Raw genomic sequence first — 22,246 nt, 5'->3', positions numbered from 1 at the left:
TACATCAGAAGAGGTAGCGCAGCGTGACGCTGGCATTGCGCGGCGCGCCCCAGTAACCCTGGTTGTACATGCCAAGCTGGCTGTAGTAATGCTTGTCGAACAAGTTGTTGACGTTCGCCTGCAGCGACAGCTGGCGCGACAGCGCGTACTTCGCCATCAGGCTGGCCACGGCGTACCCCCCCTGCTCCACGCGTTCCGTGCCCTTCGGCCCGGTGGCGTCGCGGTAGGCGCCGCTCTGCCAGTTCACGCCGCCGCCCACCGATAACGCGCGCCAGTCGCCACGCAGCTGATACGTGGAAAACACGCGCGCCAGGGTCTGCGGCACATAGCTGTTCAGGCGCGCGCCCGTGTTGTCCTCGGCCGCCGCGTGCGACACGCTGCCCGAGACATTCCAACCCTGCGCCAGCTCGCCCGAGACATCCAGTTCCACACCCTTGCTGGTGGTGCCGGCCGCCGCGTAATACGCCTGCGTCAGCGAATTGCCGACGAAATGCCCCGTGTCCTCCTGCGCCAGGCCGTCTTGCGCGATGCGGAACACGGCCAGCGCCGCGTTCAATCGGCCGCCGAAATACTCGCCCTTCACGCCCGCTTCCACATTCTTGCCCTGCACGGGATCGAGGTAGCGGCCGAACCGGTCCTGGTAGCCCTGCGGCTTGAATATCTTGCTGTAGCTGGTGTACAGCGCATGCTGCGCGTCGATATCCCACACCAGGCCCGCATACGGCGTGACGGCATGCTTGGCATACGCGTAGCTGCCGCCCCAGTCATCGACGTGGTCCGCCTTGTAGCGGCTGTAGCGCGCGCCGACGATCAGTTTCAAGGGATCGGCCAGCGAAAAGCGCGCCGTGCCGTAGATGCCGCGCTGCTGCACCGTGTCGAGCAACTGCCAGCGCGAGAAACTCGGCGTGTTCCAGTCCGGCTCCGGCGCCACGCCCTGCCACTGGTAGAAATTGCCGTAATCGACGCTGCTGCCGGCAATACCCGGATTGCTGGAGAACTGGTTGCTGCCCGAGACGCCAAACGCCAGGTCGTGCGTGCGCCCCAGCAGCTGCACGGGGCCCTGCACATAGGCGTCGACGCTGTCCTGGCGCCGCGTGCCCGAGTAAAACCCGGCGTAGCCCGTCACGCCCTGGCCCGTGACCTTGTCCGGCCAGGTATTGGCGAAAAGCTCGGCGGCCGAATAATTGCCCCAGCCGTGATTCAGCATGGCCGTCAGGTTCCAGCCCTTGCCCAGGTCCTGCTCCAGGCGCAAAAAGGCCGTCTGGCTGGTGCTGAACCAGCGGCTCCAGGTGGTTGCCGTGGTGGCGGAACGAGGCAAGGTGGCCCGTTCGCCATCCGCATACCACAGCGGCAAGCCGCCATACATGCCGCCGCGCGGGCGATTATCCTGGTACTCATAGCCGGCAATCAGCACGCTGCCGGGCGCCAGGTCCGCTTCCACGGTGGCATACGCCATGGCCTTCTTGGCGTGATACAGGCGCACATACGATTCGCTGTCCTGGTAGCTGGCCACGACACGCCCGCGCACCTTGCCATCCGCGGTGAGCGGCGTGGAGACGTCCGCGCTGACGCGCGCATTGTGCCAGGAACCCAGGCTCAGGGCAGCATTCCCGGCGAGCTGACTCGATGACGCGCGCTTGCGCACCAGGTTGATGGTGGCCGACGGCTCGCCCGCGCCCGTCAGCAGGCCCGTGGCGCCGCGCACGATCTCGACCCGGTCGTAGGCCGTCATGTCCAGGGTGCTGTCACCCACGCTGAACGCATTGTCGACCGTGGTGGGAATACCGTCATACTGGTAGCTGGCGATGGAAAAGCCGCGCGCGAAGAACGAGGTGCGGTCGCTGTCGTAGCGGTTGATAGCCACGCCGGCCGCGTTTTGCAGCACCTCTTCCACCGTTTGCAGGTTCTGGTCATCCATCTGCTGGCGCGTGACCACGCTGACGGCTTGCGGCGTCTCGCGCACGGACAGGCCCAGGCGCGTGGCCGAGCGCATGGTCTGCGTCGTATACGAACCGCTGCCTTCCGTCGCGCCGTTCGCATCAAAGCTGGCGCTGACCTTCATCTCGGGCATGGTCTGGCCGCCATCGGCCGCCGCCATGTCGAGCACATAACCGCCGTTCGCCTGCGGCACGGCGCGCAAGCCCGAGCCGGCGACGATGGCGCTCAGCGCTTGCGGCACGCTGTAGCTGCCCGCCAGGCCGGCGCTGCGCTTGCCCGCCACGGCGGCGGCCTGGTAGGAAATCATGGTGCCCGTCTCCTGGCCGAAGCACACCAGCACCTGTTCCAGGGTACCGGCGGGTATCGCCAGCTCGATGCGCGCCGCATTGGCTGCCTGGGCAAGGGGTACGGCGGCCGAGGCGCCGCCGGCGGCGAGCAGCCACAGGGCCTGACTGACGGCCAGCGCCGCCACGCTGCGGCGGCATGTGCTGGAAATGGAAGAGGTGTAAATAGGTGTTGTGCTGGGCATGCGGACTGTTTTCCTGAAAGTGAATGAAGGGTTCACTCGCTATGTCACGCGAAAATCGAAAACCCCTCATTTTTTCGGAAAATAATCACGGGTGCTTCCGATGCGGCACCACGCTCACCCAGAAGCGCGTGCTCTGGCGCACGTCGACGGGCAAGGTGCGCGTCAGCATGTCGAGCACTTGCGTCGTGTCGGCCAGCGGATAAATGCCCGACACGCGCAGGTGGGCGATGGCGGGATCGCAGGCCAGGCGCCCTTGGCGATAGCGGGCCAGCTCGCCGACAAAATCGGCCAGCGGCATGTCGTGCGCCACCAGCATGCCGGCCGTCCACGCATCCGCACCGGCAGGCAAGGTTTGCACGCTACCGATCTGCGCCGCCGTGAAGCTGGCTTGCTGGCCGGCCTGCAGCCTGCGCACGGCGGCGGGCGCCTGTTCCGGCAGAATATCGACGGCGCCCGCGAACACGCCCAGGTGTGTGTGCCCCCCTTCCGCGCGCACGGCAAAACGCGTGCCCACAGGCTGCAAGCGGCCTTGCGCCGTGCGCACGAAAAAGGGACGGCCAGCCGCATCGCGCGCCGTACTGACCATGATCTCGCCTTTTAACAAGGTCACCATGCGCTGGCCCGCATCGTAGCGCACGTCGATGCTGGACGCCGTGTTGAGCGCGATGCGCGTACCGTCTGCCAGCACGAGGTGGCGCAGCTCGCCCGTGCCGGTGCGGTAATCGGCCAGCCAGAAGGCCGCCTGTTCGTCGCCGCCCGCCAGCCAGGCGCCGCCGCCCACGGCCAGCAGCGCCAGCAGCTTGAGCGACTGGCGCCGCGCCGCATTCGCTTGAGCGTGCAGCGGCTTGCGGGCCAGGGTGCCGTGCGCCAGCGGCGCGGGCAAGGCACGCATGCGCGCCATGCAGCCTTCCACGTGCTGCCAGGCCTGCTCGTTTTCCGGGTCGCTGCCGCGCCAAGTGCGCCAGGCCTGCTCCACTTCGGGCGTGGCGTCTCCGGCCTGCAAGCGCACCAGCCATTCGACAGCCTGCAGGCTGGCCGCTTCCGGCCTCAGGGCGCCCATCACGGCGCCGACGGGGAAAAGAAGCACTGGTGCATGGCTTTGACCAGGTGGCGCTGCACGGTGGCCAGCGAGATGTTCAGTTCCAGCGCAATGGCCGCCTGCGGCATGCCGTCGAGCTGCGACAGCAGAAAAGCGCGGCGCACGGCGGGCGCCAGGCCGTCGAGGCGGCGGTCGATGTCGAACAGGGCTTCGAGCAGGATCGCCTGCGCCTCGGGATCGGGCGCGCACTGCGCGGGCAGGCTGGCCAGGGTTTCCAGGTAGGCCGCTTCCAGGTCGCGGCGGCGGTACAGATTGCCCAGCACGCCCTTGGCCACGGTGGTGAGGAAGGCGCGCGGCTCGCGGGCGGCGATGGCCTCATCACGGTTCAGCAGGCGCATGAAGGTGTCGTGCGCCACGTCGGCCGCGTCAAACGCGTTGCCCAGCTTGTGCCGCAGCCAGCCTTGCAGCCAGCGGTGGTGATCGTGGTACAGGCTGCCCACCTCCTGGTGGACGCCGGGTTGGGCTGCCGACACGTCGCATGCTCCCTGGGTCGCAAATAATAATGATTCGCATTCTATATCTAGGCGGTGCTGCGGCGCAAGCGGCCTGCAAATGCCAGTTTGACGCGATTCTTTCCAAAATTGCCAGGCTGACCACGTCCGCCGGCGCAATGCACGGTGCAAGTTCTACCGGGCGCGCCTCGGCACGCGGCAATGATAGTATTGACAACATCACCCAGCCGGCCATCCTGGCCTGGCGTCCCTCCATTGAAAGGCCAACATGCTGTTATCTGAACTGCTGACCAAGCTGACCTGCGGTGACCTGGAAGGCGAGGAACTCGACGCGGCCGTCACCGCCATCACCAACGCGCCGTCCGCGCCACGCGACGAGTGGATCGACAGCGATGCGCATGCCTACGCGGTGGCGATCCTCTGGCACCTGGCTGGCTATACGGCGTCGGGCGACAAGCTCGATGAGCTGCACGAACAGATACAGGACATGTTCGACGAATTCCCCGACTTCCCGTACGCAATGCTCGAGGGAGGCGACGGTAGCGCGCTGCCCTATTTCGAGTGGCTGGACACGGAACTGGCGCAGCGCGCCGTGGACGAAGGCGGCTATGACCTGATCCAGATCGACGGCAACGGCACCGACCAGATGGATGCGCTGGTCGTGTACCGGCGCGATACAAACGACATCATCCAGGCGGCGGCATTGATGGGAGTGACGATAGGCCGCCCGCTCACCTACTATCGCGGCATCGAAGCGATGGTGGGCAAGCGGCCGGGGTAAGGATCAACGCCTATTGCATCGGCAAGGCCGCCACATCGACGGCCGGTGCCTGGCCCGTGGCCGGACGCGTGAAGTTCTGGCTGGTTTTCACGTAGTCGGCAAAGAAGCCGCCGTTATGCAGGTAGAACTTGCCGTTTTCCAGGCCGCCCGCGTAATCCATGCGCTGCGCATTGGTGGCCGTGGCGTCGCCCGTGAACCTCCCCGCCGTCACTTCCGACCAGGCGCCTGAAACGTTCCTCGCCCACTGGTTGCCGAACTGGACGCGGCGCTCCGTGTAGCCCAGGGTATCGATGAAGTTCTCGAGGAAGGAATGCACGCCCGTCAGATACGTGGAAATCGCCGGCCGCTTCCAGGTGGCGATGTAGCGCCACTTGCCCGTCTCGGGCGCGTAGAACCAGGCCGAGTAGTCGCTGCCGCCCTTGCCGTCGGGCCGCGCGCGCGTGATGAAGCGGTAGGTGGTGCCGGCCGCCCAGTTGTACGACAAATAGGTCTGGCCGCCCGTGCCTTCACCGCCGAACGCGTTGTCGACCACGCCGGCGCCCTTGCTGACCAGGGTGGTCTTCGCGCCATTGTCGGCGTCCCAGACGGAAAACAGGATCCAGCGCTCGCTGGTCGATTTCACCTGGATGCCCATGTAGCCCTGGCCAAAGCCGTTGGCCATGAAGTAGGAGCCGATGGCGTCCTGCCCCTTGGGTATCGTCATCTCGTTATAAAAATACTCGGTATTGGCCGGCACCGTGTAACCCATGTGCACGGACGGACCGCGCCGCGACCAGTAGTAATTGGCCGGGTCGTTGGCGTAATTAAGCGCCGCGTTCGCAGTCACCTTCAACGCGGCGACGTCGCCAAACGTGGCTTTTGCGCGCGTCACCCCCTGCAAGTCCACCTTCACATAGCCGGCCGTCGGCACATCGACCATGCCGACGGCGTAGGTCTTGCGGGCCTTGCCGGCCAGCTTGACGTCGAACGGCGCGCCATTGATCTTCACGCGGATGGTGCTGTTGCCGCCATCGGCCAGGCTGGCGTCGAGCGCCACCTGGACGGGGCCCGCCTCGGCCACGCGGAAATACGTGCTGGCGACGGCATCGGGATTGCTCCAGCCGGCCAGGCCATGTTCGCCGATGACGGCGCCCTTGTCTCCGCTGGTGATGAAGGCATTGCCGGCCAGTTCCACGGTGGCGGGCGTGACCGCTGTGGCCACGCCAGTGGCCAGCAAGGCGGTGCCGCCCATGTCTGAGGTAGCGGTGGCAGTGGCGCCGCCGCAGGCTGCCAGCAGCAAGGGCATGGCGGGAAGGACTGCGCAGAGTAATGAACTTCTGTGTTTCATCAACGTCTCCTGGTAGTACGGCGTGCAACAGGCGCAAGAAGTCCTGCGGCATGCGCCGCGGTTGAAAAACGGATCGGGACAGAAAAAACCCGCTACGGCGGCAAGCGCGGTAGCGGGCGAATGGAGCTTAGTACTTGCCGTCGAGGGCGAAGATAGGCTTGCGCGATTTCCACTGCCCGCCCGTGAAGTCCGGGAAGTCCAGGGTCTGGAAGTTGGCGGCGATCGATTGCTCGGACAGGGGCGTGATGGCGCTCCACGTCACGGCATCGTAGATATCGATCGGCATCGGCGCATTGGCCTTCAGGGCTTCGACGAAGGCGTGGATGACGAAGAAGTCCATGCCGCCGTGGCCCGCGCCTTCCGCTTGCGCCGCATACTTGCGCCATACCGGGTGCTCATACTTGTCCTGGTAAGCCTTGAAGTCATCCCACTGGTGCGGCTTGCTGACGCCCTCGATATGGATGGCATTGTTCAAGTCCATCCACAGGCCGTCCGTGCCTTGCACGCGGAAGCCCAGCGAATACGGGCGCGGCAGGCTCGTATCGTGCTGCAGGATGATGGTTTCGCCGTTTTCGCACGCCAGGGTGGTGGTGACCACATCGCCCAGCTTGAATTTCACCTTGGCGTTCGCATGCTGCGCGCCGCCCGGCTGCTTGACGATGTAGTCGTGCAAGCCGCGCGCCTTGGTAGCGAAGGCGTTGATGCGCGTAAAACGGTTACCGCGGTTGATGTTGGTATACATGGCGCACGGGCCGATGCCGTGGCTCGGATACAGTTCGCCATTGCGTTCGACCGAGTGCTGCGTGCGCCAATGGGCTTCCGACCAGCCTTTTTCGCCGAATTCCACGCCGCCGCCATACGGCTTGGCTGGATTGCCGCTGTTGAATTTGACGGCGCGCAAATCGTGCTGGTAGCCGCCCTGCAGGTGCAGCAGTTCGCCGAACAGGCCCGCGCGCACCATCTGCAGCGCAGCCATCACGTCGCGGCGGTAGCACACGTTCTCCAGCAACATGTACGGCGTGCCCGTTTTCAGCTGGGTGTTCAGGACATCCCAGTGGTCTTGCAGGGTGATGCCGGCCACCACTTCGCAACCGACGGGTATCTTCGCCTGCATGGCGGCGATCGCCATGGGCGCATGGAATTCCCACGGCGTGGCGATGATCACGCCATCGAGGCCACCCGCGTCCAGCATGCGCTTGTAGGCTTTCTGGTCGCGGTCTTCGCCATACGTGCGCGGACGGGGCTTGCCGGCTTTGGCTACCTGGCCCAGCGCGTGTTTCAGCATGATCGGCTCGATATCGCACAGGGCGACCACTTCCACGTCGTCGCGGCGCACCAGTTCAGCCAGCAGCACCTGGCCGCGCATGCCCGTGCCGATCACGCCCAGGCGGACCTTGTCGCGGCCTGCCACGGGGGTGGCGTTGGCGTCGCCGGGCAGCAGTGCGCTGCCGGCCATGGCGCCACCGGCCAGCGCGGCGCTGGCGGAGAGGAAATTGCGTCGATTGATTTGTGTTGTCATTGGTCTCTACTCGCTTCCATTGGTAATGTTCGTCGCCGGCCCGCCATACAGCGGACCGGCTGCAGTTTAATAGGTGTATTCAGCCGTGAAGCGCACCGAACGCGGCGCCGTACGTCCATCGACCTGCAGGTAATTGCGGGAGATGGCGCCATGGTCTTCGCGCGTTTCGGTGTAGCGGGTCACGGTCTGGCTGTTGAACACATTGAAGACGTCCACTTTCAGGCTCAGGCCCTTGACGGCGCTGGGAGTATAGGCCACATTCATGTCCAGCTGGGCTTGCCACGGCAGGCGGCCCTGGCTGCCGCGCGGCGCCGGCTTGCCGTTGCAATAGAAGTAGGAATCATCATAATCTTTCTCGAACCTCAGGTTATCGGGCAGCGCGCCGATGCAGTTGCGCGGTGCGCCCGAGGTCAGCGACAGGTTGGCGCCCACCATCACGTCCGGGATGACCTGCATGAAACCGTAGGCCTTGAAGGCGTGGCGATGGTCGCCCGGCAGGTAGCCATACGCGTTGTACATCAGTTCCTTGTGGTCGTCGCTGACCGTCAGGCCCACGTCGCCGCCGCCGATGCTGTCCGTCTGGCCTTCCATATTGCCCTTCAGGCCGGACAAGGTGTAGGTCAGCTTGCCGTACCAGCCGTTCGTGTACGGGTGCTCGATGAACATGTTCAAGGCGCGGTAGGTGCGCGATGGCAGCGGGTTGCCCCACTCCGCCGCCGAAATATCCACGCGGCGCAGGCCCTTGCCATCGTCAAAGTCCACCATCAGGCTGTTGTCGCGGCCAGGGTTGATGATGGCGCACTGGAAGCCGCTCCATTTGCCCGTGTCGACGCCGTTGCGCGTGGCCCAGGCTTGCAGCGGACGCTCGTCGCAGACGTCGTCGTTGGTGTCGTTCAGCTTGCGGTACAGAAAGCTGGCGCCCACCACCAGCTTCTTGCTCAGGGCGCGTTCGAAGCCCAGCGAGAATTCATCCTGCGACAGCGGCTTCAGGCCCACGGCCGTCACCTCGCGCGCGTCGCGGCTCTGACCATACGCGTTGTTGGCCGAATACGGCTTGCTGATGGCGTGCAGGCCCGTCGGCGCGCCCGTGACGGGATCGACGCCCGTGTAGGTGAACATCTCGCTGGTGGCCAGGAAGGGGCTGGCCATGTTGCTCGACAAATTCGATGGCACCGGCAGGTGGTAGCGACCGCCGTTGGCGAAGAATTTCAGGGTGCCGTCGCCCAGGTAATCCCAGGTGGCGCCCACGCGCGGGGCGATCATGTTGCGCTGCGAAATGAAGGCCACGCCATCGGTGCTGTAGTTGGTGAACTGTTCGCGGCGCAGGCCCAGGTCCAGCAGCACCCGTTCCGTGACCTGGTAGTGATCCTGGATGTACTGCGCCGATTGCACGCTGGTCGGACGCGCCAGGTTGGCGTTCAATTCCTTGCTGACGTAATAGCCGTCCTTGCCGTAGCCGTTGCCCTGGGCCGGCGTTTCAAAGGCGCCGTTGATCAGGAGCGTCGGATCCTTGACCTTCTGGTACTTCCAGCGGTAGCCGCCGGCCAGGCTCAGGCCCACTTTCGATTCCACGTCGATGCGGTCGATGCCGCCGCGCAGCGAATGCTTGCCCAGCTTGTATTCCAGGTCCAGGCGCTTGGCTTTCTGGCGGTCTTCCGACGACGGGTCGACCAGAGTACCGGTCACCATTTGCGGATTGGTGTACGTCAGGCCAGGCACCTGGGTTGATTCATTCGACGACGTTTGCGCCAGCAGCGGATTGTAGCCTTCCGGGGTACGGCGGTGCGAAGTGCGCGACTGCCCCATCATCGCCGTCACCGTCAGGTTGTCCGTCAGGTAGCCCGTGTACTTGAAGATGTCGACATTCGCGCCCGGCGCGGCCGACGAGCCGCAGCAGTTGATGGTGGTCTCGCTCCCGCCGCCAGCCACGTTGTTGCGTTTCAAGGTGGCATAGTCAAAACCATAGCTCTGGCTGTCCGTAGTCGTGCGGTCATACAGCTTGGTATATTCAAAGTGATGGTCGTCCGTCAGGTTGTAGTCCAGTTTGGCCATCATGCGGTCAACCTTGCTCTTGCTCTCGCGCCAGCCGTTCGGCAGCACCTTGTCCACCAGGTCGTCGCGCGCACCGGCGACGGCGCCGCCGTCCGTGCGCGTCTGTTCCAGCGCCACGAAGGCGAACAGCTTGTTCTTGATCAGCGGTCCGCTGCCGTACAGGCCGACCACCTTGCTGGTGCTGCCGTTATCGCGGTTCCAGTACTTCAAGGTGCCATCCGTCTCCGGATTGGCGCCCGTGTTCGGGTAGTACCGGTTTTCCGTCGTGCCCTTCAGCGAGCGGGGGATGATCGAGACCTTGCCGCCGAATTCAACCTTGTTGCCGCCGCTCTTGGTGGTGATGTTGATCACGCCGCCCGTGGAGCGGCCAAATTCCGAACCGTAGCCGCCCGACAGCACCTGCAGGTTCGAGATCGCGCCGAACGGCAGCTCCGACGCGCCCACCTGGGTCAGGAGGTTGGTGATGGGGAAGCCGTTGACGTAGAACGCGTTTTCGGACTGGCCCGAGCCGCCGATCGACGGTGCATTGCCATACACGCTGTTGGTGCCGCGCGCCACGCCCGGCGTCAGCTGCACGATGGAGGCGACGTCGTTGCCGACTGGCAGCGCCTTCAATTCCTTGGCGGTGAAAATCACGCCATTGTTGGTGTTCGACACGTCGATCGGATTGCGCGACGCCTTCACCACGACGGTCTGCTCCTGGCCCACGGGGCCAGCCGCGCTGGCCGGGCCGAAGTTCGCTTCCGCGCCCGCGCCGATCAGGGCCTCGACTTCCTGCGACGCTTCCACCGAACCGGCACGCAGCACGCGCACCGCATAGCGGCCTGGCGGCATGGAGTTGGCCACATAGCGGCCCGACGTATCCGGCGTCAGGCTGCGCTGCACGCCCGTCGCCAGGTTTTCCAGCACCACGGTGGCGCCGGCCGGCGCGCTCACTTCGCCGAAAATGGTGCTCGTGGCGTTCGACTGTGCCCAGGCCTGGCCTGGCACGCCGGCCGCCAGTGCGATCACGATCGCGGCGGCGCGGCTGATGTCGCGCAATTTGAGTCGGGTGCTATGCATGATGTCTCTCCGTCTATATCGAGGGTTATACGCGCCCTCCCCGCTCCAGGGCGGAGTCGGGGGAGCGCAATTTTTATGGTGGTCGTCGGCCGGTGCAGCCAGGCAGTTGCACCTTTCGGGAAATCAGTCCGTATCGGCTGATTTTCGTTTTCTTGGGATTACTTTAAAAAGAAAAATAAGTATCGTCAACAAAAAGAAAGTTAAAACGGTAATTTATCGCTCAATCGAGCAAATAAATGCAATTTATCTTTCGATTCAATCAGTGACGCGTCGAATAACTTTCGTTATCGTGGTGTGGCAGATACACGCGTCTGCAGGAAGGTGGCAAACAGAGGACGATACGGGCGGGAATCAGGGGAGGAAAACACGAAAGACGACAGGGCAAACGTCTTTCGCTTACGTTTATCTTTCGTATTGTGCATTTCGGAACATTGTCTTTTCTTTTCCATGGCAAAACCCCGGCCCGCCACAGGCAGGCTGGCGGATCGGGGCAGTGTCACGCCTTAAAAGAACTTGTAGCTGGCCGACAGGGCAAACTGGCGGCCGAACAGGTCCTGGCTATGGTTGTAGCCTTCCCAGCCGTTCGGGTCGTAGTACGGCTGCTTGTTGAAGGCGTTTTTCACGTTCAGGCCCACGTCCAGGTGCTTGATCGGCTTCCAGTTGAACGCCAGGTTCACCGTCGTGTACGACGGCGCCCCCTTGCACTGGCCGGCCGGCAGCGCCACGGAGGCGGCGGTGCAGTTTTCCGGCGTGTTGTCCTTGTCCCAGGGGCCATACGCCCAGCGCGTCTTGCCCGAGTAGTTGATGAAGACACTGCTGACGAAGTTGCGGTAGCTCCAGTCGGCGTTGACGGTGGCGCGGTAGCGCGGCGAATCGTAGTAGCCGACGGTGTTGCCCTTGATGTCGCTACCGTCTTCGCTGTCGTGGGTGTCGCGCTTGCGGATGGTGGCCGCAATGCCCGTACTCAGCTTGCCCATGTCTCCCAGCGAAAAGCGCGTGCGCGCATCGATGTCGACGCCGTCCATCAGGGTGCGGCCACGGTTCGAATACGAGTTGATCAAGCCGCCCAGGTTGCCCACCGAGTAGCCGGGCACGCCGCCCGCGCACACGCCCGCGTTGGCGGGATTGGCGCACATGGCCGCCACCGCCGCCACATTGCCACGATCCGCGTCGGTCAGGTCATTGCGGATGGCGCTGGGCGTGCCGGCCAGGGTCGGACCGTATTTGTCCACCAGTTCCGTAAACAGCTCGTTGAAGTCCTGGCGCACGATTTCGTCGCGGCGGTTGATAAACCAGTAATCGATGGAGATGCTCACGTCCTTGGCCGGCTGCAGCACCAGACCGACGGTGGAAATCTTGGCCTTCTCCGGACGCAGGTTCTGGTTCGGCGGCGTCAGGCCGCCCACCGTCGTCGAGCAATTCGAATTGAGCAGGCTCTTGCCCAGGTCCGCATCCGTCGCCACCTTGGACTTCATCAGCGCGCGCGCCATGGCATTCGTTTCATCGCAGCGCACCGTGTCGCGGATGCCGCCCACCTGCGCAAAGACGCCGCCCGTGCCCGATTCGGCCAGGTTGGGCGCGCGGAAGCCTTCAGAATACGTCCCGCGCAGCATCAGGTCGGGCCGCGCGCGCCAGATCACGCCCAGCTTGGGCGCCAGGTTGGCGGCGAAATGCGGATATTTGTCCAGGCGCGCGGCCGCATTCACTTCCAGTGTGTCGGAAAGCGGCACCACCACCTCGCCAAACACGGCGGCGATGGTGCGCCGGCCGTCGAACCAGGAACCGCCCTGTTGCGTGATCAGGCCATTGGCCGCATCCGTGTTGCCGGGCGTGAGAAAACTCTCGCGCATGACGTTGGTGCCCACGGCGGCGCGCACTTCGCGCTCGCCCAGCTTGAACAAGGTGCCTTCCAGCTTCGCATCCCAGGTCATCAGCTTGGTCCACGATTCGATGGCGAAGGTCGGGTAGGCGCTGCGCAGCAGCGCCGCATTGGCCTCGCTGATTTCGCCGAACTTGTAGGCGGGATTGTCCGAAATGAACGTGCGGCCGCTGACGGGGTCTTTCGTGAACGGGCCGAATGCCTGTTCAAAACCCTTGATGTTGATGTTCGCCGTCTGGAACAAGGTGGAATGGCTGCCCGCCACGCTGAGCGCCGTTTCAAAATCCCAGCCGCCGCCGATGCTGCCGCGCAGGCCGACGAGCGCGCGGTAGTTTTCATCGACGTTCTTCTGGCCGAAGTGGCCCGTCGCATCCTGCAGCAGGTAGTTCAAGCCGGCCGCGCCGCCCATCTTGGCCACCATGTCGGCATCGAGCTTGCCTTTCAGGTAGACGTTGTTGGGACTCAGGAAAGGCGTGGCGAAGGTGTTCAGGGTATTGCCCGTGTTGCGGGCGAACCAGTTGTTCGTGCTGCCGCTGTTGAAGCTGGACGGACCGTTTTCGCCGCGCATCTTGATGTGGGTCAAGGCGCCCTCCGCGAACGCTTCCAGGTCGCCGCCCAGTTTCAGCCGGCCGCTCAGATACGCCGTGGCCCGCTCCGAGGTAGGCCCCGTGTCGAGCTGGTTGGGCAGCGCATTCCACACGCAGCGCGTGCCCGACGCTTCCGTGATGCTGGTGTTGCAGCCAGGCGCGGCGCGCTGGGTGCGGGCATTGTTGTTGGCCTTGTCGAAGACAAAGAAGGTTCCGGGGTTCATCGTGCCCGGTTCGCTGCCGACGCCCACGCGCATGTTCGGGATGAAGTTGGGATTATTCGCATAAAAATACGCGGGACGCTTGCGCCAGGTGTCGGCCAGCGCGATGCGGTCGCGCTGGTAGACGTTCACGGAGCCGTAGATGTTGTAGCCGTCGCTGGCCAGGTCGCCCAGGCCATACAGCACGCTGGCCTGGCGCTCGCCATAGGATTTCACGCTGGGCGAAAACTCGCCGTTGGCGCGCGCCTCCAGCCCCTGATACGACTTCTTGGTGATGACGTTGATGACGCCGGCCACGGCATCGGAGCCATACACGGCCGACGCGCCATCCGTGAGGATTTCCATGCGCTCGATGGCAGCGGCGGGAATGGCGTCGATATTGACGAACATGGTCTGGAAGCCGGCCGGCGCGCCATAGAACGACAGGCGGCGGCCATTCAACAGCACCAGGGTGCCCTGCGCACCGAGGCCGCGCAAGTTCGCCTGCGAACCGCCGTCCGAGCCCGTGAACATCGAGCGGAAGTCCTGCTGCGCCGGACGGGCGGCGGGCAGGTTGTCGAGCACCTGCAGCAAGGTGAGCGCGCCCATGTTCTCGATCTGTTTGGCGTTGATCACCTGTACGGGCGACGCCGTTTCCGCGTTGATGCGCTTCAGGCTGGACCCCGTCACTTCGACGCGCGTCAGTTTCTCTTCCTCCGCTGCCAGCGCCGTTGACGCCAATCCTACCGCCACCATGGCGACCATCAGTTTTTTCAAGTGCATTCCCATCTCCCTTTTTATCAGTGATTTGTTTTCGTCAGGTTGCAAGAGCCCCTCCCCGGTCCGAAGAGGGGCTCGTTTTTGGTGAAATGATGAAGTGAAGTTGCTTAGCGCGGCTTGACGGTCGCGCCTTCCGTGCCGGTCAGCACGGCGTTGGCCCAGTTACCGCAGACCTGGGACGGGTGGGCGCCGCGCGCGCCCAGGGTGCGCAAACTGAGCTGGCTCAGGCCGCGCACGTCGATTTCGGGTTTGACCACCCCGGGAGCCGTGACCAGGCCGCTGTCATACAGCAGCCGCTCACCGCTCCAGACCTGGAATTGCAAGCCGCCCGCGCTGCGGCAGCTATCGTCCACGCCCAGGTCGGCGCGCAGCAGATTCCAGTTGCCCGCCAGTTGCAAGTCGATGCGGCTGGCGGGGCCCACGCCGAGGCCCTTGCGGAACCACAGCCCGTTCATGCGCATTTCGGCTGCCTTGCCGGCTGGCCTGTCTTTCGCGATATGCTTCGGCAGCGCCAGGTCCGACAGATAGCGCTGCACCTCCTCGCCTTCGGCCACGCGGTGCTCGAGCACGCGGAATTCGGACAGGGTGACGGGCGCCACGTCGGTCGCCAGCGCCGCATCGAACGCGCGCGCCACCGGTGCGCCTTGCGCCGCCGTGACCATCGGGTCGGTGGACGCCGCGCCATCGCCTTCCGGATTTTGCGTGCTCATCACGCGGAAGCGCAGCAGGCGCCCGGCCGTGGCAGGGAAATTGATCGTCTGCGTGCCCTGTTCCAGTTTCAGGGTGCCACGCGCAAGCGGTGCGCCCCACTCTCCATTGTTGTCGCCGATGTAGATTTCATAGTCGCGCACCTGGCCATGCTTCCAGTGCTGGTCGTTGCGCGGCGCCAGTTCGATGCCGTCCACCAGGCGCCGTTCCGTGAAGCCGATCACCCATTCGTGCGGCCCGCTCTTCACGGACGGGCTGCGCACGGTGCGGAACCACGTCTCCGGCTTGCCATCGAAGGCGTTTTCCAGCGGATAGCCATTTTCCTCAAACGGACGTCCCACCACCTGCATGGCATCGGCCGGCAAGGCGCGGCCCGGCACGGGCGCGGCCGGGAAGTCGGCGTCCAGCCGCGCCACGGCCAGCGCACCGGCGACCTGCAAGGTCAAGGCCTGGCGGATATCCTGCGCCGCCACCTTCACGTGCAGGGTGCCCTGGCGGTCGGCAGCATCGAAATACCAGCCGTCCAGCGCCTTGTCGTAGCCGGCGCGGTCGCCGGCTGCCGCGATCAGCCGTTCGCCGGCACGCACGGCGGCCGGGGCCTGGCCCGCCAGCATGCGCAGCGCATAGCCGCGGCGCGCTTCCTGGCCCTGGTACTGGCCATCGACAGCGCCGATGTCGACCTGCACGTCGCCGCCCGTCTGGCGCATGCGGATGACTTGCTGGCTGAAGGCGCCGCCCTGGTACTGGCGCGTGTTGCCATCGTCTTCATACAGCGTGTATTCGGAATCTCCGTGCGGGTAGATATCGAGCGTGAGCTGATCCTTCGGCTTCTGGCCGTCATACAGCATTTCCGGATACATGGGCAGGATGGCGCCGGCCCGCACGAACACGGGCAACTTGTCCAGCGTGACCTGCATGTCCAGGTCGCGCCCTTTCGCGTCCGCCGTGGCCTGGAGGCCGTCCCAGTAGTCGTACCACGTGCCCTGCGGCAGGTGGATGCCCTTGCGCCAGCCGCCGCTGACGGCCTGGCTGCGGTAGACGGGCGCCACCAGCACGTCGCGGCCCAGGAGGAACTGGTATTTATAGGCTTCCGTGTAGGCGGCCGGGTCTTGCGGGTAGTCCCACATCAGGCCCCGCACCAGCGGCGCGCCCGATTGCTCCGCTTCGCGCACCAGCGTATACATATACGGCGTCAAACGCATCTTGAGTTTCAAGTAGCGGCGGTTGATGTCGCGGTACGGCTGCTCGAACCACCACGGATGCTTGCGCTCGGCCGCGGCCCAGCCGGACATGCCCATCAGCACGGGCGTAAAGCTTTTCCACTGCAAGTCGCGCAGATAGGTTTCCGGGCTGCCGCCAAAGATGGCGTCCACGTCGCCGGACGCATACGCCTGGCCGGACAGGCCCGAGCCGATCAGGGTCGGGATGTGCCAGCGGATGTAGTCCCAGCTGGCGCTCTGGTCGCCCGTCCAGGCCACGGCGTAGCGCTGGATGCCGGCCCAGCCCATCACCGTCCACAGAAATGGCCGGCTGTCGGAGTTGTTCAGGATGCCGTCGTAGGCCGACTTGTTCGCATCCATGGCGAATTGGTAGCCCTTGCCCGTCCACGCCACGTCCAGCTTTTGCACGCGGCTGCCCGCCTGGCCCACTTCCCACGCGATCTTGTCGACGCCGTTTTCCGTCCACAGACCCGTACGGAAGCCATAGCCGGCCAGGCCCTTCACGGTTTCCGGCAAATTCGTGTAGCCGCAGCCATAGCCGTCGTTGGGCAGAATCCAGCCGCCCGGCATGTCGTGCTCGCGGTACTGGCGCGCCACGCTTTCCACCACGTCCGGCGTCTTGCCGGTCGGGCCATCCGTCCAGCCCTTCGGCACGGAACCGGGCTTTTTCACGTTGTCGCCATCGTTGTAGCAATCGGCGTCGCCGTATTCCAGCGCCCAGCGGGGCAGCATGCGGGCGCGGCCCGTCAAGTCCGTGTAGCGGGTGACGACGTCGCGCACGTCCTTGCCGACGAAGAAATACGCGTCATAGCGGCCTTCCGCGTGCTGCAGCGATATCTGTTCCTTGTCGCGCAAGTCGTAGTTCCCGTCGGACCAGGTATTGCGCAGCATGCCCCAGCCCCGTGAACTCATGAGAAATGGCGCGGGATTCGGCCGGTCGCCCTCTTCCCAGCCGCCCGAATACGACACGGGCACCTGCTTGCCCTTGAATTCGAAGCGGCCATTCTGCTGGCCGCCGCCAAAGTATCGTTCGCCGGGCAGGCTGGAAAGCACCTGCACGCCCTGCTTGTCGTCGAGCGACAGCGGCTGCACTTCGCGCCACAGGGGCACCGCGTCGCCCTTGCGGTACAAGGTAAAGCGCAGCGGCTTGCGGTCGATGCGCAGGCTCAGGGCTTCGGTGCTGATCAGGATATGGCCGGGCTGTTCGTCGATCTGGTATGCCACCTGCGCGGCCGGCTGGCCCACGACGATGGGCGCGGCCTTGTCGCCGGGGCCCGTCAAGCCCCCCTTGCCGCCCGCCTGGATGCGCAGCACGTCCGCCTGCGGCAGGCTGATACGCAACTGCATGCCCGTGTCGCTGCGCACATCCCAGCCCAGCGCCTCGCCCTTGACCACGTCGGCCGGGTGCACGGCGGACAATGACTGCAGATTGCCGATGGTCGCGGCCTGCAAGCCAGGCGCAGACAGAGTGGCAAGAGCGGCGAGGACACAGGCGGAAAGGAGGCGGCGGGGAAGCGGGAGAGGTTTCATCGGCTGGCTTTCAGAAGTAATTCAATGAAATTACTTTAAGAAGAAAAATAAATATCGTCAACAAAAAGAAAGTTTTGGCGCCAATTTATTAATAAAATACCTAAAATCAGCTCATTTATCTTACGTTTTACTAAAAAATTACGATACATACTTTCGTTATCGTCGCATTTCAGCGACAGGTCGCGCCGCCACACGCTTTCACGCTGCACTGCAGCACACTATCACACCGTTAAAACGACACAATTTCGCAAGTCGATTAAAAATTTACTTTCGTTTTACTTTCGTATTTGACTTTTCGAAATTTAGTATTTATGCTTTCTCCAACAAACACTTTACTGACACTCCATGACTACCCTTCTTCAGCGTGACATTCAAACCTGGCGCGACATCGGCGGCCTGCACACGGCCGAGGAAATCGCCCACCAGCCAGCCATCTGGCGCGCGCTGTCCGGCATTTTGCGCAACGAGCAAGCCAGCCTGGCCGCCTTCCTGGGCGACGCGCTGTCCAATCCGCAGCAGCGCGTCATCCTGACGGGCGCCGGCAGCTCGGCCTATGTGGGCGAGATCGTCGTCGATACCCTGAACGCGGCCTGGCCTGCGCAGATCCGCGCCATCGCCACCACCACCCTGCTGACGCATCACGAGCTGTACCTGGAAGCGGATGCGCCCACCCTGCTCGTCTCGTTTGCCCGCAGCGGCGACAGCCCGGAAAGCCTGGCGGCCGTGGAACTGCTGCGCCAGGTCGTGCCCGGCGCGCGTTTCCTGAACATCACCTGCAACGCGGACGGCAAGCTGGCGCGCCAGGGCGCCAACGACAGCAACACCTATAACCTGCTGATGCCGGAAGGCAGCTGCGACCGCGGCTTTGCCATGACCAGCAGCTTTACCAGCATGCTGCTGGCGGCCCTGTCCGTGCTGGGCAAGGATACGGACTTGCAGCGCCTGGAGGCCCTGGCCGGCCTGGGCGAGCAAGCCTTGCGCGACTGGTCGGCCCCCGTGGCGCAGCTGGGTTCAACACCCGTGCAGCGCGTCGTCTACCTGGGCAGCGGCCCGCTGGAAGCGCTGGCCAAGGAAGCAGCCCTGAAAATCCTGGAATTGACGGGCGGCCGCGTGATGGCGATGGCGAATACGCCGCTGGGTTTCCGCCACGGCCCGAAATCGGCCGTCACCACGGAATCGCTGGTGATCCTGCTGCGCAGCAGCAAGCCGCTGGCGCGCCAGTACGAAGACGACCTGCTGAAAGAACTGCAGCGCGACAGCGTGGCGCAGCGCTGCCTGACGGTAGGCATCGGCGGCGACTTATCTGCCAACTTAGCGGCCGATGCGCCGGCCTGGCCCGATGCCTGGCTCGCTCCCCTGTGGCTGCTGATGGCGCAGCAATATGCGCTGCACCAGTCCGCGCTGCTGCAACTGCGCCCCGACAATCCATTCGCCGGCGGCATCGTCAACCGTGTCGTGCAGGGCGTCACCATCTATGGCCATGACCAATTCTAATCACATCGCCGGTTACCACGGCATCGACATCGGCGGCAGCAAGATGGAGCTGGTCGCCTTCCGTGACGACGATGGCGTGCTGACGGAAGCGTTCCGCGAACGGGTGGCCACGCCGGGCGACGATTTTGCCGCCTTCGTGCAAGCCATCGTCGACCTGGTGGCGCGCGGCGACGCCGCCCTGGGCACGACGGCGCCCGTCGGCATCGGCTTGCCCGGCGTGATCGACAGCGCCAGCGGACGCCAGCTCAGTTCCAACGTGCCGGCCCTGAACGGCCGCCTGGTGGCGCAAACCCTGCAGCAAGCCTTGCAGCGCCCTGTTGCCATCGGCAACGATTGCCAGTGCTTCGCCCTGTCGGAAGCGCAGGGCGGCGCGGCCGACAATGCCGCCAGCATGTTCGGCGCCATCCTCGGCACGGGCGCCGGCGGCGGCTATTGCGTGGGCGGCCAGCTGCTGCGCGGCTTTAACGGCGTGGCCGGCGAATGGGGCCACTGGAGCCTGCCCGCCACCCTGCTGGCGCAGCACGACCTGGCCGAATACCCCTGCCCGTGCGGCAAGGCGGGCTGCCTGGAACGCTATGTCTCCGGACCCGCCATGCGCAAGCTCCACGCGCATTTCGGCGGCGACGGCGCCGAACCGCTGGCCATCGTGGCGCGCGCCAACATGGGCGACGCCGTGGCCCAGCGCACGGTCGCCGTGCACCTCGATGTGCTGGGCCACGCGCTGGCCGGCCTGGTGCTGGCCTACGACCCGCACGTCATCGTGCTCGGCGGCGGCTTGTCCAAGCTGCCGCACCTGTACGACAAGCTGCCGGCCGCCGTGAAACGCCACCTGTTCCCCGGCGTGCACGTGCCGCCTATCCTGCCGCCCCGCTTTGGCGACGCCGGCGGCGCGCGCGGCGCGGCCCTTTTGATACGACAACATACAAAGGCGTCAACATGATGAAGCAAGCGGAAAACCCGACTTTTACCCTGTCCCCGATCCAGCAAGTGATCAAGGCGCACCGCCGCGGCGAGCGCGTGGGGCTGTACGCCGTCTGCTGCAGCCACCCGAGCGTGCTGCGCGCCGCCATGCGCGTGGCCAGCGAATACGACACGGTACTGCTGGTCGAGGCGACGTCGAACCAGGTCGACCAGTTCGGCGGCTACACGGGCATGACGCCGGCCGTTTTCCGCGACACCATGCTGGCCCTGGCCCGCGAACAGGGCTTCCCCGCCAGCCGCCTGGTGCTGGGCGGCGACCATCTGGGTCCGAACGCCTGGCAGCACCTCGATGCGGCCACCGCCATGGACCATGCCGAAACCCTGATCGCCGCGTATGCGTCGGCCGGTTTCCATAAAATCCACCTCGATTGCAGCATGCGCTGCGTGGATGACCCCTTGCAGCTCGACGATGAAACCGTGGCCGCCCGTTCCGCGCGCCTGTGCATCGTCGCCGAGGAAGCGGCCGCCGCCGCCGGCTTTGCGCCGCCCGTCTATGTGATCGGCACGGAAGTGCCGATTCCTGGCGGCGAAGCGTCGCTGGCGCAGGCCGGCGCCGTCACCAGCCCGCAAGCGGCGCGCCGCACCCTGGACGTGCACCGCCGCGCCTTCCTCGACAACGGCCTGCATGGCGCCTGGCGCCGCGTCATCGCCATGGTGGTGCAGCCGGGCGTCGATTTCGACCAGAGCAGCATCCAGCACTACGATGCGGATGCCGCCGCCGAGCTGTCGGCCTTTGTCGCCGAGCAGCCTGGCCTCGTGTTCGAAGCCCATTCCACCGACTACCAGCGCGAAACGGCGCTGCACGCCATGGTGCGTGACCATTTCGCCATCCTGAAAGTGGGCCCGGCCGCCACCTTCGCCCTGCGCGAGGCGCTGTTCGCCCTGTGCCAGATCGAGGAAGAACTGCTGCCGGCGCACGCCACCTCGCAGCTGATGCAAGTGCTCGACGACGTGATGGTGGCCAAGCCGAAGAACTGGATCAAGCATTACCTGGGCACGCCGGAAGAACAGCGATTGATGCGCCGCTACGGCTTGAGCGACCGTTGCCGCTATTACTGGGGCGAGCCGGAAGTGGCGGCCGCCGTCGGCAAGCTGCTGGCCAACCTGGACGCCGTGGCCATTCCGCTGCCGCTGCTGAGCCAGCATTTGCCGGAACAGTACCTGGCCGTGGTGCAGGGCAGCCTGCAAGCGCAGGCGCCGGCCTTGATCGAGCACAAGATCGGCAGCTTGCTGGCGCAATATGCGCGCGCCTGCAACCGCAATGCGGCAGTGGCCGTCATTGCCGAAGCGGCAATCTGTTAAGCTCGGTATTTTCATTTTTTACTGAGCCCGCCACCATGCGAAATACCAGCCAACGTCGTGAATCCATCCTCCAAATGCTTGCCCAGCAGGGCTCGGTGCAGGTGACCGATCTGGTGGAAAAGCTCGGCGTGTCTGCGGTCACCATCCGCAGCGACTTGAATGCGCTGGAAGCGCAAGGCATGGCCACGCGCAGCCACGGCGGCGCGACCCTGACGCGCACGCCGCCGCCCGAGCACACGATACGCCAGAAGGACGCCATCAACCACGAGCAGAAGGAGCGCATCGGCGCCTTTGCGGCGCGGCTGGTGGAACCGGGCGACAACATCATCATCGACTCGGGCACCACCACCATCTCGCTGGCGCGCCATCTGCGCGATGCGACGGGCGTGACGGTGGCCACGAATGGCCTGAACATCGCGTGGGAACTGGCCGATGCGCCCGGCGTGGACCTGATCCTCACGGGCGGCTTGCTGCGCAAGCAGTCGCTGTCGATCCAGGGCAGCCAGGCCGAAACCTGCCTGCAGGCGTACAGCTTCGACAAGCTGTTCCTGGGCGTGGACGGCTTCGACCTGCAGTTTGGCGTGACCACCCACCACGAAGCGGAAGCAAGCCTGAACCACAAGATGGTGGAACGGGCCAAGAAAATCATCGTCCTCACGGACGCCTCGAAGTTCGGCCGCGTCAGCCTGCACCGCATCGTGCAGCTGGATCGCGTCGATACCGTCATCACCGATGCCAGCATCAGCCAGGAGTACCGCGAAGGGCTGCAAAAGCTGGGCATCGAACTTTTTATAGCGGAATAACAC

The 22,246-nt window shown here is 64.7% G+C and carries 13 protein-coding genes; 5 read left to right on the top strand and 8 right to left on the bottom strand.

The features are described from left to right. Positions 1-4 precede the first annotated feature (4 nt). From VPH40_RS01360 to VPH40_RS01350, 3 genes are all read right to left on the bottom strand, one after another. Positions 5-2,467, bottom strand: a complete 2,463-nt coding sequence (locus VPH40_RS01360) for a TonB-dependent siderophore receptor (protein WP_328572406.1) — start codon at positions 2,465-2,467, stop codon at positions 5-7. 85 nt (positions 2,468-2,552) lie between these two features. Further along, on the bottom strand, positions 2,553-3,527 hold the full coding sequence (locus VPH40_RS01355; protein WP_328572405.1) for a FecR domain-containing protein: 975 nt from the start codon (positions 3,525-3,527) through the stop codon (positions 2,553-2,555). Continuing rightward, the gene (locus VPH40_RS01350; RefSeq protein WP_305051745.1) at positions 3,527-4,039 is read right to left on the bottom strand and encodes a sigma-70 family RNA polymerase sigma factor; all 513 of its coding nucleotides are present in this window, start codon (positions 4,037-4,039) and stop codon (positions 3,527-3,529) included. Before VPH40_RS01350 ends, VPH40_RS01355 begins: the two co-directional genes overlap by 1 nt. A 247-nt stretch (positions 4,040-4,286) precedes the next feature. On the opposite strand from VPH40_RS01350, the gene VPH40_RS01345 reads away from it, so the two are divergent. Then, positions 4,287-4,799, top strand: a complete 513-nt coding sequence (locus VPH40_RS01345; protein WP_328572404.1) for a hypothetical protein — start codon at positions 4,287-4,289, stop codon at positions 4,797-4,799. Between the two features lie 10 nt (positions 4,800-4,809). Here the strand turns inward: VPH40_RS01345 and VPH40_RS01340 are convergent, their stop codons facing one another. From VPH40_RS01340 to VPH40_RS01320, 5 genes are all read right to left on the bottom strand, one after another. Then, a complete protein-coding gene (locus VPH40_RS01340; protein WP_328572403.1) occupies positions 4,810-6,126 on the bottom strand; it encodes a DUF3472 domain-containing protein in 1,317 nt (438 codons plus the stop codon). Positions 6,127-6,253: 127 nt separating this feature from the next. After that, the gene (locus VPH40_RS01335) at positions 6,254-7,645 is read right to left on the bottom strand and encodes a Gfo/Idh/MocA family protein (protein WP_305061687.1); all 1,392 of its coding nucleotides are present in this window, start codon (positions 7,643-7,645) and stop codon (positions 6,254-6,256) included. A 66-nt stretch (positions 7,646-7,711) separates the two neighbouring features. Then, the gene (locus tag VPH40_RS01330; RefSeq protein ID WP_328572402.1) at positions 7,712-10,759 is read right to left on the bottom strand and encodes a TonB-dependent receptor; all 3,048 of its coding nucleotides are present in this window, start codon (positions 10,757-10,759) and stop codon (positions 7,712-7,714) included. Positions 10,760-11,262: 503 nt separating this feature from the next. Continuing rightward, on the bottom strand, positions 11,263-14,208 hold the full coding sequence (locus VPH40_RS01325; RefSeq protein WP_328572401.1) for a TonB-dependent receptor plug domain-containing protein: 2,946 nt from the start codon (positions 14,206-14,208) through the stop codon (positions 11,263-11,265). A gap of 104 nt (positions 14,209-14,312) precedes the next feature. After that, positions 14,313-17,585 (bottom strand): TIM-barrel domain-containing protein, encoded by a 3,273-nt coding sequence (locus VPH40_RS01320; RefSeq protein ID WP_328572400.1) that lies wholly within the window; start codon positions 17,583-17,585, stop codon positions 14,313-14,315. 423 nt (positions 17,586-18,008) lie between these two features. Between VPH40_RS01320 and VPH40_RS01315 the strand changes: the two genes are divergently transcribed. The 4 genes from VPH40_RS01315 to VPH40_RS01300 are packed head-to-tail and all read left to right on the top strand — an operon-like array spanning position 18,009 to position 22,243. Then, a complete protein-coding gene (locus VPH40_RS01315; RefSeq protein WP_328572399.1) occupies positions 18,009-19,157 on the top strand; it encodes an SIS domain-containing protein in 1,149 nt (382 codons plus the stop codon). Beyond that, on the top strand, positions 19,144-20,097 hold the full coding sequence (locus tag VPH40_RS01310; RefSeq protein ID WP_328572398.1) for an ROK family protein: 954 nt from the start codon (positions 19,144-19,146) through the stop codon (positions 20,095-20,097). Before VPH40_RS01315 ends, VPH40_RS01310 begins: the two co-directional genes overlap by 14 nt. Continuing rightward, positions 20,097-21,440 carry a D-tagatose-bisphosphate aldolase, class II, non-catalytic subunit gene (locus VPH40_RS01305; protein ID WP_328573322.1) on the top strand — a complete coding sequence of 448 codons (1,344 nt, stop codon included), beginning with the start codon at positions 20,097-20,099 and terminating at the stop codon, positions 21,438-21,440. The genes VPH40_RS01310 and VPH40_RS01305 overlap by 1 nt, the downstream gene beginning before the upstream one ends. A gap of 35 nt (positions 21,441-21,475) precedes the next feature. Further along, on the top strand, positions 21,476-22,243 hold the full coding sequence (locus tag VPH40_RS01300) for a DeoR family transcriptional regulator (protein WP_285817020.1): 768 nt from the start codon (positions 21,476-21,478) through the stop codon (positions 22,241-22,243). The last annotated feature ends 3 nt before the right edge of the window (positions 22,244-22,246 follow it).

Origin of the sequence: Janthinobacterium sp. P210005 (assembly GCF_036231865.1) — a bacterium.
Taxonomy (GTDB): Bacteria; Pseudomonadota; Gammaproteobacteria; order Burkholderiales; family Burkholderiaceae_D; genus Janthinobacterium; species Janthinobacterium kumbetense.
The sequence above is the reverse complement of the archived record's forward strand: the minus strand, read 5'-3'. Positions and strand labels throughout refer to the sequence as shown.

Excerpts from the sequence above, each read along its gene's own strand:
- VPH40_RS01360 (WP_328572406.1), bottom strand. The coding sequence starts at position 2,467 with ATGCCCAGCACAACACCTATTTACACCTCTTCCATTTCCAGCACATGC.
- VPH40_RS01355 (WP_328572405.1), bottom strand. The coding sequence starts at position 3,527 with ATGGGCGCCCTGAGGCCGGAAGCGGCCAGCCTGCAGGCTGTCGAATGG.
- VPH40_RS01345 (WP_328572404.1), top strand. The coding sequence starts at position 4,287 with ATGCTGTTATCTGAACTGCTGACCAAGCTGACCTGCGGTGACCTGGAA.
- VPH40_RS01340 (WP_328572403.1), bottom strand. The coding sequence starts at position 6,126 with ATGAAACACAGAAGTTCATTACTCTGCGCAGTCCTTCCCGCCATGCCC.
- VPH40_RS01335 (WP_305061687.1), bottom strand. The coding sequence starts at position 7,645 with ATGACAACACAAATCAATCGACGCAATTTCCTCTCCGCCAGCGCCGCG.
- VPH40_RS01330 (WP_328572402.1), bottom strand. The coding sequence starts at position 10,759 with ATGCATAGCACCCGACTCAAATTGCGCGACATCAGCCGCGCCGCCGCG.
- VPH40_RS01325 (WP_328572401.1), bottom strand. The coding sequence starts at position 14,208 with ATGCACTTGAAAAAACTGATGGTCGCCATGGTGGCGGTAGGATTGGCG.
- VPH40_RS01315 (WP_328572399.1), top strand. The coding sequence starts at position 18,009 with ATGACTACCCTTCTTCAGCGTGACATTCAAACCTGGCGCGACATCGGC.
- VPH40_RS01310 (WP_328572398.1), top strand. The coding sequence starts at position 19,144 with ATGACCAATTCTAATCACATCGCCGGTTACCACGGCATCGACATCGGC.
- VPH40_RS01305 (WP_328573322.1), top strand. The coding sequence starts at position 20,097 with ATGAAGCAAGCGGAAAACCCGACTTTTACCCTGTCCCCGATCCAGCAA.
- VPH40_RS01300 (WP_285817020.1), top strand. The coding sequence starts at position 21,476 with ATGCGAAATACCAGCCAACGTCGTGAATCCATCCTCCAAATGCTTGCC.